The organism is Paractinoplanes toevensis, from assembly GCF_018332695.1.
Taxonomy (GTDB): domain Bacteria; phylum Actinomycetota; class Actinomycetes; order Mycobacteriales; family Micromonosporaceae; genus Actinoplanes; species Actinoplanes toevensis.
This window is the reverse complement of sequence record NZ_BOQN01000087.1, coordinates 25,206-39,211: the sequence shown is the minus strand read 5'-3', so window position 1 is coordinate 39,211 and position 14,006 is coordinate 25,206. Positions and strand designations below refer to the sequence as shown.

General features: G+C 71.7%; 17 protein-coding genes. 6 read left to right on the top strand and 11 right to left on the bottom strand.

Annotation, left to right across the window (positions count from 1 at the left end; translation table 11 throughout):
* Positions 1-5: 5 nt before the first annotated feature.
* Both Ato02nite_RS33090 and kdd read right to left on the bottom strand, forming a co-directional pair.
* The gene (locus Ato02nite_RS33090; protein WP_213010606.1) at positions 6-1,544 is read right to left on the bottom strand and encodes an amidohydrolase; all 1,539 of its coding nucleotides are present in this window, start codon (positions 1,542-1,544) and stop codon (positions 6-8) included.
* 5 nt (positions 1,545-1,549) lie between these two features.
* Positions 1,550-2,563, bottom strand: coding sequence for an L-erythro-3,5-diaminohexanoate dehydrogenase (gene kdd / locus Ato02nite_RS33085; protein WP_213010605.1), 1,014 nt, complete (start codon positions 2,561-2,563; stop codon positions 1,550-1,552).
* Between the two features lie 130 nt (positions 2,564-2,693).
* Between kdd and Ato02nite_RS33080 the strand changes: the two genes are divergently transcribed.
* Entirely contained in the window at positions 2,694-4,040 is a 1,347-nt protein-coding gene (locus Ato02nite_RS33080; RefSeq protein WP_213010604.1) for a KamA family radical SAM protein, read from the top strand.
* A 63-nt stretch (positions 4,041-4,103) separates the two neighbouring features.
* Here the strand turns inward: Ato02nite_RS33080 and Ato02nite_RS33075 are convergent, their stop codons facing one another.
* The gene (locus tag Ato02nite_RS33075) at positions 4,104-4,295 is read right to left on the bottom strand and encodes a CsbD family protein (RefSeq protein ID WP_203809739.1); all 192 of its coding nucleotides are present in this window, start codon (positions 4,293-4,295) and stop codon (positions 4,104-4,106) included.
* A gap of 114 nt (positions 4,296-4,409) precedes the next feature.
* On the opposite strand from Ato02nite_RS33075, the gene Ato02nite_RS33070 reads away from it, so the two are divergent.
* Positions 4,410-5,153, top strand: a complete 744-nt coding sequence (locus Ato02nite_RS33070) for a class I SAM-dependent methyltransferase (RefSeq protein WP_281419863.1) — start codon at positions 4,410-4,412, stop codon at positions 5,151-5,153.
* Here the strand turns inward: Ato02nite_RS33070 and Ato02nite_RS33065 are convergent.
* Complete coding sequence (locus Ato02nite_RS33065; RefSeq protein ID WP_213010603.1) at positions 5,140-5,580, bottom strand: MarR family winged helix-turn-helix transcriptional regulator; 441 nt, start codon at positions 5,578-5,580, stop codon at positions 5,140-5,142. The genes Ato02nite_RS33070 and Ato02nite_RS33065 overlap by 14 nt on opposite strands.
* A gap of 83 nt (positions 5,581-5,663) precedes the next feature.
* On the opposite strand from Ato02nite_RS33065, the gene Ato02nite_RS33060 reads away from it, so the two are divergent.
* Entirely contained in the window at positions 5,664-6,698 is a 1,035-nt protein-coding gene (locus Ato02nite_RS33060) for a quinone oxidoreductase family protein (RefSeq protein WP_213010602.1), read from the top strand.
* 19 nt (positions 6,699-6,717) lie between these two features.
* On the opposite strand, the gene Ato02nite_RS33055 is transcribed toward Ato02nite_RS33060, so the two are convergent.
* Genes Ato02nite_RS33055 through Ato02nite_RS33040 form a run of 4 tightly spaced genes read right to left on the bottom strand, consistent with a single transcriptional unit; the run spans position 6,718 to position 9,854 of the window.
* Entirely contained in the window at positions 6,718-7,191 is a 474-nt protein-coding gene (locus Ato02nite_RS33055; protein ID WP_213010601.1) for an Lrp/AsnC family transcriptional regulator, read from the bottom strand.
* A gap of 27 nt (positions 7,192-7,218) precedes the next feature.
* A complete protein-coding gene (locus tag Ato02nite_RS33050; protein WP_213010600.1) occupies positions 7,219-7,722 on the bottom strand; it encodes an ATP/GTP-binding protein in 504 nt (167 codons plus the stop codon).
* Positions 7,722-8,861, bottom strand: a complete 1,140-nt coding sequence (locus tag Ato02nite_RS33045; protein ID WP_213010599.1) for an acyl-CoA dehydrogenase family protein — start codon at positions 8,859-8,861, stop codon at positions 7,722-7,724. Before Ato02nite_RS33045 ends, Ato02nite_RS33050 begins: the two co-directional genes overlap by 1 nt.
* A gap of 9 nt (positions 8,862-8,870) precedes the next feature.
* On the bottom strand, positions 8,871-9,854 hold the full coding sequence (locus Ato02nite_RS33040) for a zinc-binding alcohol dehydrogenase family protein (protein WP_213010598.1): 984 nt from the start codon (positions 9,852-9,854) through the stop codon (positions 8,871-8,873).
* 22 nt (positions 9,855-9,876) lie between these two features.
* On the opposite strand from Ato02nite_RS33040, the gene Ato02nite_RS33035 reads away from it, so the two are divergent.
* Positions 9,877-10,788, top strand: coding sequence for a 5'-3' exonuclease (locus Ato02nite_RS33035; RefSeq protein ID WP_246607723.1), 912 nt, complete (start codon positions 9,877-9,879; stop codon positions 10,786-10,788).
* On the opposite strand, the gene glsA is transcribed toward Ato02nite_RS33035, so the two are convergent.
* Positions 10,777-11,748, bottom strand: a complete 972-nt coding sequence (gene glsA / locus Ato02nite_RS33030) for a glutaminase A (RefSeq protein ID WP_213010597.1) — start codon at positions 11,746-11,748, stop codon at positions 10,777-10,779. The two genes, Ato02nite_RS33035 and glsA, sit on opposite strands and share 12 nt — an antisense overlap.
* Positions 11,749-11,752: 4 nt before the next feature.
* Entirely contained in the window at positions 11,753-12,232 is a 480-nt protein-coding gene (locus tag Ato02nite_RS33025) for a GNAT family N-acetyltransferase (RefSeq protein WP_213010596.1), read from the bottom strand.
* A gap of 49 nt (positions 12,233-12,281) precedes the next feature.
* Here Ato02nite_RS33025 and Ato02nite_RS33020 point away from each other — a divergent pair, with 49 nt between their 5' ends.
* Both Ato02nite_RS33020 and Ato02nite_RS33015 read left to right on the top strand, forming a co-directional pair.
* Entirely contained in the window at positions 12,282-12,812 is a 531-nt protein-coding gene (locus Ato02nite_RS33020) for a TetR/AcrR family transcriptional regulator (protein ID WP_213010595.1), read from the top strand.
* Between the two features lie 124 nt (positions 12,813-12,936).
* On the top strand, positions 12,937-13,239 hold the full coding sequence (locus Ato02nite_RS33015; RefSeq protein WP_213010594.1) for a hypothetical protein: 303 nt from the start codon (positions 12,937-12,939) through the stop codon (positions 13,237-13,239).
* A 25-nt stretch (positions 13,240-13,264) separates the two neighbouring features.
* Here the strand turns inward: Ato02nite_RS33015 and Ato02nite_RS33010 are convergent, their stop codons facing one another.
* The gene (locus Ato02nite_RS33010; RefSeq protein ID WP_246607721.1) at positions 13,265-13,960 is read right to left on the bottom strand and encodes a DUF1775 domain-containing protein; all 696 of its coding nucleotides are present in this window, start codon (positions 13,958-13,960) and stop codon (positions 13,265-13,267) included.
* Between the last annotated feature and the right edge of the window lie 46 nt (positions 13,961-14,006).

The window sequence follows — 14,006 nt, the reverse complement described above, 5'->3', positions numbered from 1 at the left end:
GCTCCCTACGCTTCGAAGATCGTTTCGCCGGCCAGGACCGTGCGCCGGCACACCGGGCGGGCCGGCACCACACCGTCGATGTCGGCCAGCAGCGCCGGCAGGCCGTCCTTGATCCCGCCCGGCGTCTCCCACACCGCGAACGTGGCCTGCGCGCCCGGGACGAGGACCCCGGCGCGGTCGACGCCGGCCGCCCGCCAGCCGCCCCGGCTGGACGCCGCGAACGCCGCCCGCACCGTCATCCGGTACACCGGGTTGCGCGGCGCGGCCGCGGCCACCACCACCGACCACGGGTCCAGCGCCGTCACCGGGGAATCCGAACCGAAGGCCAGGGGTACGCCGGTGGCGTGCATCGCGCCGATCGGGTTGCTCGCCTGCGCCCGTTCCACGCCGAGGCGCTGCGCGTACATCCGGTTGTTGCCGCCCCACAGGGCGTCGAAGACCGGCTGCACCGACGCGGTCACCCCGAACTCCACCATCCGCGCGATCATCGGCTTGTCGATCAGCTCGACGTGCTCGACCCGGTGCCCGCCGGCCCGCACCTCGTCCACACCGACCTGCTTCGCGGCCAGTGCGAAACCGTCCAGGACCGCCTCGATCGCGGCGTCGCCGATGGCGTGGAAACCGCCCTGCACGCCCACCCGCATGCAGTCCAGCAGGTGCTCGGCGGCCTGCTCGGCGGTCACGAACGCCTCGCCCAGGCCGTGGTCGCCGTCATGGTAGGCGTGCCGCAGCGACGCCGTGCGGGAACCCAGCGCGCCGTCCGCGTACAGGTCACCGGCCGCGCCGACCGCGCCCAGGTCCCGGGCCCGTTCGGCGCCGCCCAGCTCACCCCAGTAGCCGTACACCCGGGGCAGGCCCTGACCGCCCAGCGCCAGCAGCGACCGCAGGTCGTCCTCGCTGGACGTGCCCGGACCGGCGCACTCGTGCACCGCGGCGATCCCCAGCGACGCCGCCCGGCTCAGGGCGGTGCGCTGGAAAGCCGTGCGCTGCTGCGGGGTGAGCGAATCGAGCGCCACCGCGCGTACGGCATGGTGGGCCTGTTCCCGCACCCAGCCGGAAGCGTCGAAACCCGGCACGCCCTCGGCCGCGCCCAGCAGCGACGCCGACGCCAGGGCGGAATGCACCGACGCCTGCGACAGGTAGGTGCGGCGGCCGCCGGCTGCCCGTTCCAGCTCGTCGGCGGTCGGTGGGGTCTGCTCCGCCCAGGTCGACTCGTCCCAGCCGTGCCCGTGCACCACCCCGTCGGCCGGGCGGGTCGCGGCGAACGCGGCCACCCGGTCGAGCAGCTCGGCTGCCGAACGGACGGCGGACAGGTCGAGACCGTCGAACGCCAGGCCGGTGTCGGTCGCGTGCACGTGCGCGTCCACGAACGCCGGCGTGACGAGGGCCTGGCCGAGATCGACGCGGCGGTCGGCGGACGGGGCGTCATCCGGGTCGCCGAGCCAGGCGATGTTGCCGTCGCGGACCAGCATGGCGGTGGCCCGCGGGTCGGACGCGGAATAGATGCGGCCGTTGGTGTACAGAACCGAGGGGAGGTGCGTCATACGCGTCAGTGTCCCGCTACCCGCGACTCGAACAGTTGCCGCACCGCCGGGACGCGGCGCACCAGGTCGACCGCGAACTCGGCGTGACCGGGCAGATAACCGTTCCCGATGATCATCGTCACGTCGGCGGCCAGGCCCTCGGCGCCGAGCGCGGCGGCCGGGAAGCTGGTCGCCATCGAGAAGAAGATCACCGTGCCGCCGGCCTCGGTGGCCAGGATCGCGCCGTGCTCACAGCCGGGCACGTCCACGCAGACGACCGTGATCGTCACCGGCGTGCCCACCGCTTCCGCGACCGCGACCGGGTCGCGGGCGTCGGCGATCGCAATCGCGTCGGCCAGCCCTCTTACTGTTGCGGCCTCATTCTCATCCCGGACCACGGCAACCGTGCGGGCACCCGCCAGCCGGGCCGCGGCCAGCGACAGGGAACCGCTCTTGCCCGCGCCACCGAGGACGGCGACGGTGACACTGCCGTCGTATTCGCGGACCACCCGGTCGGTCAGTGCGGGGGCACCGCACACGTCGTAGACCGCGAGGGCCAGCTCGGGCTCGAGATCATCCGGGAGAACGCCGACCACCGAGCGGCCGAACAGGATCGCCGTACCCTCGGTCGGAATTTGCTCGGATCTTCCGTCCCACTTCGCCAGCCCATCGGTGATCTTCAGCGGGGTCAAGGTCAACGACACCAGGGTGGCGACCCGGTCGCCCGACTTCAGGCCCAGCGGGGACTCCGAGCCGACCGCCTCGACCACGCCGATCAGCATGCCGCCCGAGCCGGTGACCGGATTGTGCATCTTGCCGCGCGTCTCGATGATCTCCGCGACCTCGGCGCGGACCTTCGCACCGTCACCGCCGTGCTTCTCGGCCAGCTGCCGGAAGCTCGCCGCGTCGAGGTTGAGCCGCTGGACCGCGATGCGCACCTCGTCGGCGGCGATCTCCGGGCTCGCATCCAGCCGCCACGCCGCCTGCGGCAGCACACCGGCCGGTTCGAGCACCCGCCGCAGACCCACAGAAGCTGACACGTTTCCCACCCTCACCAAGAAATCAAGGAGCTTCTTCCGCCCTCTCACCGTAAATCCTACGGAGACTAGCTTTCTAGACGAAAAAATATCCAGTACGTTGAAGCCACTTGTCGCGTCCCGGGAGGCATCGATGAACGGCCAGCCCTACGAATACCAGCGCCGCCCGCTCGTCGAGCCGGACTGGACCCGCTTCCCCGGCTGGCGCGACGTCACCACCGCCCAGTGGGAGTCCGCCCAGTGGCAGCGGGTCAACTGCGTCAAGAACATCAAGCAGCTGCGGGCCGTCATGGGCGACCTGCTCGACGATCGCTTCTACGTCGACCTGGAGACCGACCAGCAGCGCCTGGCCACCATGTCGATGCTGCTCCCGCCGCAGATGCTCAACACCATGGTGCCCGACCGCACCCCCGACACGGAGTCGTTCTACAACGACCCGGTCCGCCGCTACATGCTCCCGGTCGCCACCGACCGCCACCTCGAGTGGCCGTCCCACCCGCACGCCACCCGCGACTCCCTGCACGAGCACGACATGTGGGTCGCCGAGGGCCTCACCCACCGCTATCCCACCAAGGTTCTCGCCGAGCTGCTGTCCACCTGCCCGCAGTACTGCGGGCACTGCACCCGGATGGACCTGGTCGGCAACAGCACCCCGACGGTCGACAAGCTGCGACTTTCCCTCAAGCCCGTCGACCGGTACGACGCCCACCTCGCCTATCTCAAGGCCCACCCGGGCGTACGGGATGTGGTCGTCTCCGGCGGCGACGTTGCCAACGTGCCCTGGAAGCAGCTTGAGGCGTACCTTATGGGTCTTTTGTCGGTGCCCACCGTGCGCGACATCCGGCTCGCCACCAAGGCCCTCATGGGCCTCCCCCAGCACTGGCTACTCCCCGAGGTCGTCGAGGGCATGCAGCGGGTCGCCATCACCGCCAGCCGTCGGGGCGTCAACCTCGCCGTGCACACCCACGTCAACCACGTGAACTCGCTGACCCCGCTGGTCGCCAAGGCCGCACAGACCCTGCTCGAGGTGGGCGTGCGCGACGTCCGCAACCAGGGCGTGCTCATGCGCGGCGTCAACGCCACCACTTCCGACCTGCTGGATCTCTGTTTCGGGCTACAGGGCGAGGCCGGCATCCTGCCGTACTACTTCTACATGTGCGACATGATCCCCAACGCCGAGCACTGGCGGGTCCCGGTCTGGCACGCCCAGCAGCTGCAGCACGACATGATGGGCTACCTGCCCGGCTACGCCACCCCGCGGATCGTCTGCGACGTGCCGTTCGTCGGCAAGCGCTGGGTGCACATGCTCACCGACTACGACCGGGAGCACGGCATCTCGTACTGGACCAAGAACTACCGCACCTCCCTGGAGGCCGACGACGCCGAGGCGCTGTCCAAGCAGCACGCGTACTACGACCCGATCGACACGCTGCCCGAGTCCGGGCAGGCCTGGTGGCGTAAGCAGGTCGCCGACGACTAACTCCCAGGGGATGACGAGAGGGGCCCCGGTCACCCGGGGCCCCTCTCGTCGGTTTTCGATGACCTAGCTGAAGGCGTCCTTGACGTCCTTGCCGGCGTCCTTGACGTGCTCGGCCGCCTTGCGGGCCTGAGCACCGGCCTCCTGGGCCTCACCCTTGGCCACCAAGCTCTCGTTGTCGGTGGCGCGGCCGACGGCCTGCTTCGCCTTGCCGGACAGCTCGTCGGCCTCGTTCTTGACCTTGTCGGTGAAGCTCATGCGTCAACCCTCCATGGTTTTGGTGCTTGGAGAGGTGGTGCCCGAAGGGCTCGTTCCTGAAACAGGTCACTTCCCGTAGAGCGTCCTAGGATACTGCGATATAGGATCTTCATCGTGAACGATCACGCCGCGCACGCGAACTCGTTCGGCCCCGCCGCCTCCACCTACGAACGAGGACGCCCCACCTATCCCACCGCCGCCCTCGACTGGCTGCTCCCGCCCGGCCGCCCCCGGGTCGTCGACCTGGGCGCCGGCACCGGAAAACTCACCCGCCAGATCCGGGCCCGCGGCCTCGAGGTCACCGCCGTCGACCCCGCCCAGGGCATGCTCGACGAGCTGGTGGGGGCCGTGCCCGGAGTGCCCGCCCTGCGCGGCTCCGCCGAGGACATCCCACTGCCGGACGGCGCCGCCGACGTCGTCCTGGTCGCCCAGGCCTGGCACTGGATCGACCCCGGTCGCGCCGTCCCGGAGATCGCCCGGATCCTCTCACCCGGCGGCCGCCTCGGCCTGATCTGGAACCTGCGCGACGAACGCACCGACTGGGTCCGCCGCCTCGGCGAGGTGATCGGCAACTCCGAGAGCGAGCGCGCCACCACGATCGGCCCACCCTTCGGGCCGATTGAGCAGGCCACCTTCGAGTGGGTGGAGACGCTCGGCCCGGACCGCCTGATCGACATGGTCGCCTCCCGCAGCGCCATCATCCTGATGACCCCGGTGGACCGGGCCGCCGTCCTCAACGAGGTCCGGCGCCTGGCCGCGACCCATCCGCAACTGGTCGGGCGTACGGAGTTCGCCCTGCCCTACCTGGCCGACTGCGCCCGGGCGGACCTGCCGGCCGGACCCGTCACGGCGCGATGATCCGGCCGAGCAGGTCGCGCAGCTGGTCCCGCTCGGCCGGGGACAGCGCCGCGGTGAGCCGGTCGTTCGCGGCGGCGCCCAGCCGCTCGGTGCGGGCGAGCAGGGCGCGGCCGGCCGGCGACAGCGAGATCGCGTGCTTGCGCCGGTCGGCCGGGTCGGGCTGGCGGTCGACCAGGCCATCGCCGTGCAGGTCACGGACGATGGCGACCATCTCCTTCGGATCGACCCGCAGGGTGCGGCTCAGCGTGGACTGGGAGACCGGGCCCAGCTCGGCGACCGATGCCAGCACGGCATGGTGCATCATCCGGACGCCCTCCCCGGCCAGGGCTTCGGCGACCAGGCGGTGGCCGCGGGCGGCGGCCCGGCCGAGCAGCCAGCTGGGCAGCCGGCGAATCCGCTCGGGCGCGTAGGGAACCTCATCGGCCATCCGCCCACCCTAGCCAAAAACCGTTGGGCATACCCAACCTTCTCGTCCTATCGTGGGGACTCCCCCACGACAGGAGGCGACGGATGCGGCGCGTGCGGCACTACGAGTACGGCGGACCCGAGGTGCTACGGCTCGAGGACGCCCCCGAGCCGGTGCCCGGCCCCGGCGAGCTGCTGGTGCGGGTCGCCGCGATCGGGGTGACGCTGCCCGCGGTGCGCCGGGTGCGGGCGGGCGATCCGGCCGCGCTGCCCGCCCCGGTCGGCGGCGAGGTCGCCGGCGAGGTCATCGGGATCGGGCCGGCCGGTGATCACCGTGCCGGCCGGGAGATCCGGATCGGCGACCGCATTGCCGGCCTGTCCTTCACCGGGTCCTACGCCGAGGTCGTCACCGTCCCCGCCGCCCTCGCCACGCCGATCCCCTCCTGGGCATCCGACGTGCTGGCCGTAGCCCTGGTCCGCAGTGGACAGGTCGCCCTCGGCGTGCTGGCGGCAGCCGCTCCCCGGCCCGGCGAATCCGTGCTGATCACCGGATCCGCCAGCGGCGTGGGACACCTGCTCGTGCAGCTGGCCAAGCTGCGCGGTGTGCACCGGGTGGTGGCGGCGGCGAGCACACCCGACGGCGCCACGCGGCAGGGTGCGGAGGCGGCCGGCTCGCCCGGCCTCCCGCGCGCCGGAAGCGCGGCCGGGAGAGCCCGCTCGAATGACAAGGCGGGGTTCCTGCGGGGTGTGGGCGCGGACGAGGTGGTCGGCTACGCCGACGGGAGCTGGGGCGAACCGGTCGACGTCGTTCTCGACGCGGTCGGCGGTGAGCTGCTTCCCCATGCGCTCGCGGCGGTCCGGGCCGGCGGACGGTTGATCTTCTTCAACTCGGGTGGCGGCACGGTTGCTGCGCACGAGCTCCTGGCCGGAGCCAAGACGATCACCGGCTTCACCGTGGCCCGCTTCGCCGCCACGCAGCCCGACCGCTACCGGGAAAACGGTGACGAGTTGTGGGAGCTCGCCCGCACCGGGCGGCTGAGGCCGGCCGTCCACGCCGAACTTCCCCTGGCACAAGCCGCCGAAGCACACCGGATCATCGAGTCGCGGGAGAACCTCGGAAAGGTCGTCCTGCGTCCGTGATCACACCGCCTAATGCGTCCTAGGAAGCTAGGTCTGAAGACGACGCGGCTGTCGGCATGCGGGGCGGGCGGTTCTCGTACGGCGTGGACAGGACGACCGTGGTGCGGGTTGTCACGTTCGCGGCGGTGCGGATCTCCTGCAGCAGGCGTTCCAGGTCGGCCGGGCTCGCCACCCGGACCAGGAGCATGTAGAAGTCCTCTCCCGCCACCGAGTAGCAGGAGTCGATCTCGGCCAGGTGGGCCAGCCGGTCGGGGGCGTCGTCCGGCTGGGACGGGTCGAACGGGCGGATCGCCACGAACGCCGTCAGCGGCAGCTCCAGGGCCTCGTAGGAGACCTTCGCCGTGTAGCCGGCCAGCACGCCGCGCTGTTCCAGCCGGCGGACCCGCTGGTGCACGGCGGAGACGCTCAGGCCGACCCGTTCGGCCAGATCGGTGTACGACAAGCGGCCGTCAACGGTGAGGGCGCCCACGATCGCCCGGTCGATCTCTTCCACGGCGTCACCCTACTTGGCCTGCCAACATCATTTTGCGGCGCGGATGGTGGCCAGCCGTTCCGGGAGCGGGCCGGCCGGCACATCGACCAGATCGAATCCGAGTTCGCGGTAGGCCTGTTCGTGGATCCGCTCGAACCGCAGCGCATCCGCGAAGGTGATCCGGCGGGCCCCGGTGGGCTCGACGAAGCCCAGGTTGCGGACGAAGAAGACGGTCCGGGAGTAGAAGTCGATCTCATCGAGGAGCGCGGGTGGCGGGGTGCGGCCCGAGTAGCGGCACAGCGCCAGCGTGCAGACCGGCGACCGGTCGAAGAACGCGCCGTCGGGGGCCGCGAGCTGCCGGCGCCGCTGCAGGGCGGCGACGCGGTCGATGAAGCCCGAGTGGTGCCACGGTGCGGGATCACCGAGGGCCTGGCCGAGCGCGATGACGTCGCTGGCCGCCTCCTCGACGACCGGATGGCCCTCGAGTTCGAGGGCGCGCAGGATGGCCGTCTTTCCCGCGCCGGGCGTGCCGGTGAGGATGTGGCCGGGCATCAGCCGGTCAGCGAGCGGCTGATCACCAGGCGCTGGATCTGGTTGGTGCCCTCGACGATCTGCAGCACCTTGGCCTCGCGGAACCAGCGCTCGACCGGGTGGTCGCTGACGAAGCCGTAGCCGCCGAGCACCTGGACGGCGTCGGTGGTGACCTTCATGGCCACGTCGGTCGCGAACAGCTTGGCCTTGGCCGCCTCGATCGAGAACGGGCGGCCGGCGTCCTTCAGCCGGGCCGCCGACAGCAGCAGCGCGCGGGCGGCCGAGACCTGGGTCGCCATGTCGGCCAGCATGAAGCCCAACCCCTGGAAGGCGGCGATCGGCTTGCCGAACTGGGTGCGCTCCTTCGCGTACGCCGCGGCGTAGTCCACGGCGGCCTGGCCCAGGCCGACCGCGCAGGCGGCGATGCCCAGCCGGCCCGCGTCGAGGGCCTCCATGGCGATGCGGAAACCGCCGTTCTCCTCGCCGATCAGGTGGTCGGCGTCGACGTGCATGTCCTCGAGCACGATCTGGGCGGGGGCCGAGGAGCGCAGGCCCATCGTGCGTTCGGGTTTCTGCGGGTGCAGGCCGGGCGTGCCGGCCTCGGCGAGCAGGCAGGAGATGCCACGGGCGCCGTCCCCATCCGTACGGCAGAAGATGTTGTAGAAATCGGCCTGGCCGGCGTGGGTGATCCAGGCCTTGGTGCCGGTGACCGACCAGCCGCAGCCGTCGCGCGTCGCCCTGGTGGTCAGGGCGGCGGCGTCCGAGCCGCCCTGCGGCTCGGACAGGCAGTACGCACCCAGCAACTCGCCGCCGAGCAGGTCGGGCAGCGTCTTGCGCTGGCGTTCGGTGCCGTAGGCGTAGATCGGGTAACAGGCCAGGGTGTGCACGCTGACCGCCTCGGCGATGGCCAGCCAGCTGCCGGCGAGGGTCTCCAGGACCTGCAGGTAGACCTCGTAGGGCTGGCCGGAACCGCCGTCGGCCTCGGGGTAGGGCAGGCCGAGCAGGCCCGAACGGCCCAGGGTGCGCAGGATGTCGCGGGGGAACTCACCGCGCCGCTCGTAGTCGTCGGCTTTCCCGTCCAGCTCGCGGGTGGCCAGCTCACGGGTCAGGTCGAGGAGGTCGTACGCCTCTTCGGTCGGCAGGATCCGGTCAACGGTCACTCTCCAACCTTAACGTTCGTTCGGGTTTTGGCGGAGCACGGACACCACCAACTTTCCGGTGGCACGGTTCGCCTCCATGTCGGCGTGCGCCTCGGCGATCTCCTCCAGCGCGTACACCCGGGAGACCGGAACCACCGCGGAGCCGGCCGCGACCGCGTCCAGGAAGCCCTGCAGGACGGCCGCGGGAAGGTCGTCGGCCTCGCCGCCGTAGGCGGACAGCCGGACGCCGCGCGGGAGGTAGCCGATCGGGTAGAAGTCGCGGACCAGCCACTCGTTGGACAGCATGCCGGTGAAGCAGGCGACGCCGTGCACGCGCAGGGAGCGCAGCGTGTCGGGCAGGGTGGGGGTGCCGACGAGTTCGAGGGCTTTGTCCACGCCGTCGGGATAGATCCGGCGGACCTGCGCGGCGACGTCGCCGTCGTCGATGAGGACGTGGTCGGCCTGCAGCGCGCCGGCCTTGGACGAGTTTCGCGTCGTCGACAGAACGGTCAGGCCGCGTTGTTTCGCCAGTATCGCCGCGGCCATACCGACCGACGAGGTGCCGCCCCGGATCAGCAGCGTCTCGCCGGGCTGGAAATCGAGCCCCACGGTCAGTGACCCGTAGGCGGTCTGCAGCATCTCCGGCACCGCCCCGAGCACCGCCCAGTCCAGCGAAGACGCGAACGGGATCACCTGGCCGGCCGGCACGCACGTGTACTCCGCGTATCCGCCGTCGAAGACCCGGCCCATGCCGCCCATCATCGTCATCACCTGCTGCCCGGCCGCGAACTCACCGCCCGGCGCGGCCGCGACCACCCCGGTCGCCTCGATGCCCGGGACGCGCGGGAACACCACCCCCTCGGCCAGCCCGAGCCGGGTGTGCAATTCGGACCGGTTCAGCCCGAACGCCTTCACCTCGATCAGCACCCAGCCGGGCCGGGGCACGGGAACGGGCAGGTCACGGATCTGCAGAGCCGCCGGCGGGCCGGGGGCATCGAGGACAACAGCGCGCATGCCGCAACGTTAGGGTGTCGGGGTGACCGCACAGCCGCTGCTCGCCGTCGACGCGCCCAGCCTCTACTTCCGCGCCTTCCACGGGATCCCGGAGAAGGCGGCGCAGACCTCCGCCGGGGAACCGGTCAACGCGATCCGCGGGTTCCTCGACATGCTCGCCCAGCTGATCCGCACCCGGCACCCCGACCGTCTGGTGTGTGCGCTCGACGCGAGCTGGCGGCCGGCCTGGCGGGTGGCGCTGGTGCCGTCGTACAAGAAGCACCGGGTCGCGCACGGCGACGTCGAGGAGGTGCCGGCGACCCTGAAACCGCAGATCCCCATCCTGCTCGAAGCCCTGTCCGCGATCGGCATCCCGGCGTTCGGCGTCGACGGTTACGAGGCGGACGACGTCCTCGGCACCCTGGCCGCCACCCAGCCCGGGCCGGTCGAGGTGGTCTCCGGCGACCGCGACCTGTTCCAGCTGGTCGACGACGCGCGCGGCACCCGCCTGCTGTACTGCGGGCGCGGCGTGGCCAAGCTGGAGGACGCCGACAACGCCCTGGTCGAGCAGAAGTACGGCGTGCCCGCCCGGTTCTATGCGGACTTCGCGGCCATGCGCGGCGACCCGAGCGACGGCCTGCCCGGCGTGCCGGGGGTCGGCGACAAGACCGCGGCCCGGTTGATCACCCGCTACGGCGGCGTGGCGGAGATCCTGGCCGCCCTCGACGATCCGGACGCCGGTTTCGCGCCGGGGGTGCGCACCAAGCTGGCCGCCTCCACCGGCTACCTGGCCAAGGCGCTGCCGGTCTGCAAGGTGGCGCTCGACGTGAAGCTGCCCGAGTTCGACCCGGCGCTGCCACGCACGCCCAAGGACCCGGACGCGCTGCTCGCGCTGGCCGAGCGGTGGAACCTGGCCGGCTCGGCCCGGCGCCTCGTCGACGCGCTAGCCGGCTGACGGCTCGGACGCGAACAGGGTCAGACCCAGGCGCTGCGACAGATAGCCGGCGGCGAGCTGGCCGCGCACGCTGTTGCCGTACGCGTCGAGCGGCGGGGAGAAGGCGGCCAGGGCGCCCTTGCCCGGCGACACCACGACGATGCCGCCGCCGATGCCGCTCTTGCCGGGCACCCCGACGTCGTACAGCCAGTCGCCGGAGGTCTCGTAGAGCCCGGCCGTCGCCATCACCGCCAGGGTGTAGTGGCAGACCGCCGGCGCCACCAGGCGTTCGGAGGTGCGCGGGTGCACGCCGCCGTTGGCCAGCACCGCGCCCATCGTGGCCAGGTCGGTCGCGGTCACCCGCAGGCAGCTCTGCCGGGTGTAGAGATCCACCGCCGCGGCCGGGTCGCAGCCCAGGTTGCCGTAGGTGGCGAGGAGGTTCGCGAGGGCGCGGTTGCGGTGGTTGGTGGCCGCCACCGACGGGTGGATCGCGGCGTCCAGGGGCAGGTCGCGGCCGGCGAACCGGGACAGGCCGGCCCGCACGAACTCCCACTTCTGCTCGACGTCCGCGCCGGGAGCGAGACTCACCGTGCCGATCGCGCCCGAGTTGACCATCGGGTTGGTGCGGCCGCCCGGCCCGCGCTCGACCGCGGTCAGCGAGTTGAACGGCAGGCCGGTCGCGTTCACGCCGAGCCGCTCGCGCAGCACGCCGGCGCCGAGGGCCTCGCAGACCAGCGCGAACACGAACGGCTTCGCCACGCTCATCGTCGCGAACCCGTGCTCGGCGTCGCCGGCCGCGTAGCGGAAGCCGCTCACGCCGGCCGCACACAGGCCGAACAGGTGCGCCGGCACCTCGGCCAGGGCCGGGTAGGTCGTCGACGGCACGCCGTCGGTCACGCCCTTGTAGGCGTCGTAGGCCTCGTCGACGGCCTGCCGGACGAGGTCGGGCGAGGGCAGTTCCCCGGTGGAGACAAACGGCATGCGCTCAGTCAACCAGGGCCAGCTCGTAGGTCTGCCCGACCAGGTCGGTCCCGAACCGCCGCTGCGGTTCCTCCCGGGTCAGCCGGAACCCGCGGCGCAGGTAGAGGTTCCGGGCCGCGCCGAGCGCGTCGGTCGTCCACAGGGTCATCGACTGGTAGCCGACCTCTCGGGCGTAGGCCAGGCAGGTGTCGACCAGGCGGCTGCCCAGACCGGTCCCCCGCGCCGCCGGATCGAGGATCAGCACCCGCAGCACGGCGACATCGCCGCCGCCGTCGACGCAGAACACCGAGCCCACCCGCCGGCCGCCGAGCTCCGCGATCCAGGCCGCCTCCCGGGCCGGATCATGGCCGGCCGCGAAGTCCGCGACGATCCGGGCCACCATGGCCTCGAAACTCGTGTCCCAGCCGTACTCCCGGGCGTAGATCTCGCCGTGCGCCTTGATCACCCAGCCGAGGTCCCCCGGCTCCCCCAGTTCCCGGATCATCCCTACCTCCCTACTGAAACGACCGTTTCAGTCAGGCATACTAGCCCGCATGGCAGACGGGCGGCGCGCGCAACTCCTCGACCTCGCCTACGCCTACGTCCGCGAGCACGGCCTGTCCGGCCTCTCCCTGCGGCCCCTCGCCGCCGCGATCGGCTCCAGCCCGCGGGTGCTGCTGTTCCTGTTCGGCAGCAAGGAAGGCCTGGTCACAGCGCTGCTGGCGCGGGCGCGCGCCGACGAATTGGCGCTGCTCGCGACACTCGGCGAACAGGACGGCCTACCGGCCGCCGCCCGGGCCGTCTGGGGATGGCTCTCCGACGAGGCTCACCGTCCGCTGCTGCGTCTCTGGCTCGAGGCGTACGCGCGGAGCACGGTCGACGGCGACGGCGGTCCCTGGGCCGGTTTCGCCCGGGCGACGGTGGCCGATTGGCTCGCCGTACTGGAGAAAGCGGATCCCGGAGCCGGCGCCGCCCGTCGGACCGCGGTCCTCGCCGTTCTGCGCGGCGCGCTGCTCGACCTGCTGGCCACCGGCGACACCGAGCGGACCACCGCGGCCGTGCGGCTCGCGCTGGAGTCCAGCTAGCGCATACACCGCCAAAATACGCCTTATGCCAGTAAAAAGGTAAGGCCGAACGGCCGATTACTGAGCGTCCCCGGCGACGCATGATTCATGTACAGAACGTGTTGGAGCCAGAGGAGGCGACATCATGTTGTTGCAGGGCAGCCGGTCCGCACAGCGGCCGATCCAGGTAGTCCCCACCCACCCCGAGCGGGTCCCCGCCCGCCCGGAACCCCCCACCGCCTTCGCGCCCCGCCGCACCTATGCCCCGATCAGCTGGGAGCAGCCCAGCCTGGGCAAGACAGTCGCCACCGGTCTCGGCGGCATCGCCCGCACCACGCTGCTGTTCCTGCTGGCGGGCGCGGTCTTCGTCGGTGCCGCGATGGCCATCGCGATCGCCATCACCAGCGTCGTCTTCGGCCTCGGTGTGGACGCCGGCGCCGGCTACTGAGAGTAGTTCCGCCGGGCGGCCGGGATCAGGCGTCGGTCGATCCCGACCGGCCCCGGCGGAGCAGCACGAAACCGGCGACGGCGGCCAGCACCACCACGACGATCACCCAGATCCACCAGGTGCTGCCACCATCGTCGTCAGCCGGCTCGGCCGACACCGGAGTGGTGGTCGCGACCGCCGACGGCTCCACCGACGGTGCCGCCGAGGTCGGTGCGGCGGATGTGGCCGGTGCGGTCGACGGGCCGGGCTTCAGCGTGACCAGCGGGGCCGGGTTGTCGGGCTCGTCCTTGCCCTGCTCCTGGATCTCGATCCAGCGGGCGACCTCGCCGTCCGAGTACGTCTCCAGGGTCTTGAAGGAAAGCCTCGTCTCGCCGTCCGGCAGCTTCGCGATCTTGACCTTCCAGACCGCGTCGACGCCGGCCTTCAGCGCCTTGCCGCCCACCGTGAACCCGTCCGCGGTCGGCGTGAACGTCCAGCCGGCCGGGGCCTTGACCAGGGTCACCGCGGACGGGGCGATGCCGGTGGGCAGGACCACCCGCTCCGACGCGATGCCCGCGTCGTCGCTCTCCGCCTCGCCGTCGAAGGTCAGCGTCACGTTCTCCGCGCCCGCGGTCGTCTTGTCCGCGCTCACCTCGACGTGCGCGAGCGCCGGGCCGGCCAGCCCCAGCACCGCGAACCCTGCGACGGCAACCACCGTGACCACTCGCGACCCGAAACGCACCCTGCAACCACCTTCACCGTCGGACTCCACAGGACAACAGTCGCCA

Coding starts and splice junctions, on each gene's coding strand:
- Ato02nite_RS33090 (WP_213010606.1), bottom strand. CDS start 1,544: ATGACGCACCTCCCCTCGGTTCTGTACACCAACGGCCGCATCTATTCC.
- Ato02nite_RS33080 (WP_213010604.1), top strand. CDS start 2,694: ATGAACGGCCAGCCCTACGAATACCAGCGCCGCCCGCTCGTCGAGCCG.
- Ato02nite_RS33075 (WP_203809739.1), bottom strand. CDS start 4,295: ATGAGCTTCACCGACAAGGTCAAGAACGAGGCCGACGAGCTGTCCGGC.
- Ato02nite_RS33065 (WP_213010603.1), bottom strand. CDS start 5,580: ATGGCCGATGAGGTTCCCTACGCGCCCGAGCGGATTCGCCGGCTGCCC.
- Ato02nite_RS33060 (WP_213010602.1), top strand. CDS start 5,664: ATGCGGCGCGTGCGGCACTACGAGTACGGCGGACCCGAGGTGCTACGG.
- Ato02nite_RS33050 (WP_213010600.1), bottom strand. CDS start 7,722: ATGCCCGGCCACATCCTCACCGGCACGCCCGGCGCGGGAAAGACGGCC.
- Ato02nite_RS33040 (WP_213010598.1), bottom strand. CDS start 9,854: ATGCGCGCTGTTGTCCTCGATGCCCCCGGCCCGCCGGCGGCTCTGCAG.
- glsA (WP_213010597.1), bottom strand. CDS start 11,748: ATGCCGTTTGTCTCCACCGGGGAACTGCCCTCGCCCGACCTCGTCCGG.
- Ato02nite_RS33025 (WP_213010596.1), bottom strand. CDS start 12,232: ATGATCCGGGAACTGGGGGAGCCGGGGGACCTCGGCTGGGTGATCAAG.
- Ato02nite_RS33020 (WP_213010595.1), top strand. CDS start 12,282: ATGGCAGACGGGCGGCGCGCGCAACTCCTCGACCTCGCCTACGCCTAC.
- Ato02nite_RS33015 (WP_213010594.1), top strand. CDS start 12,937: ATGTTGTTGCAGGGCAGCCGGTCCGCACAGCGGCCGATCCAGGTAGTC.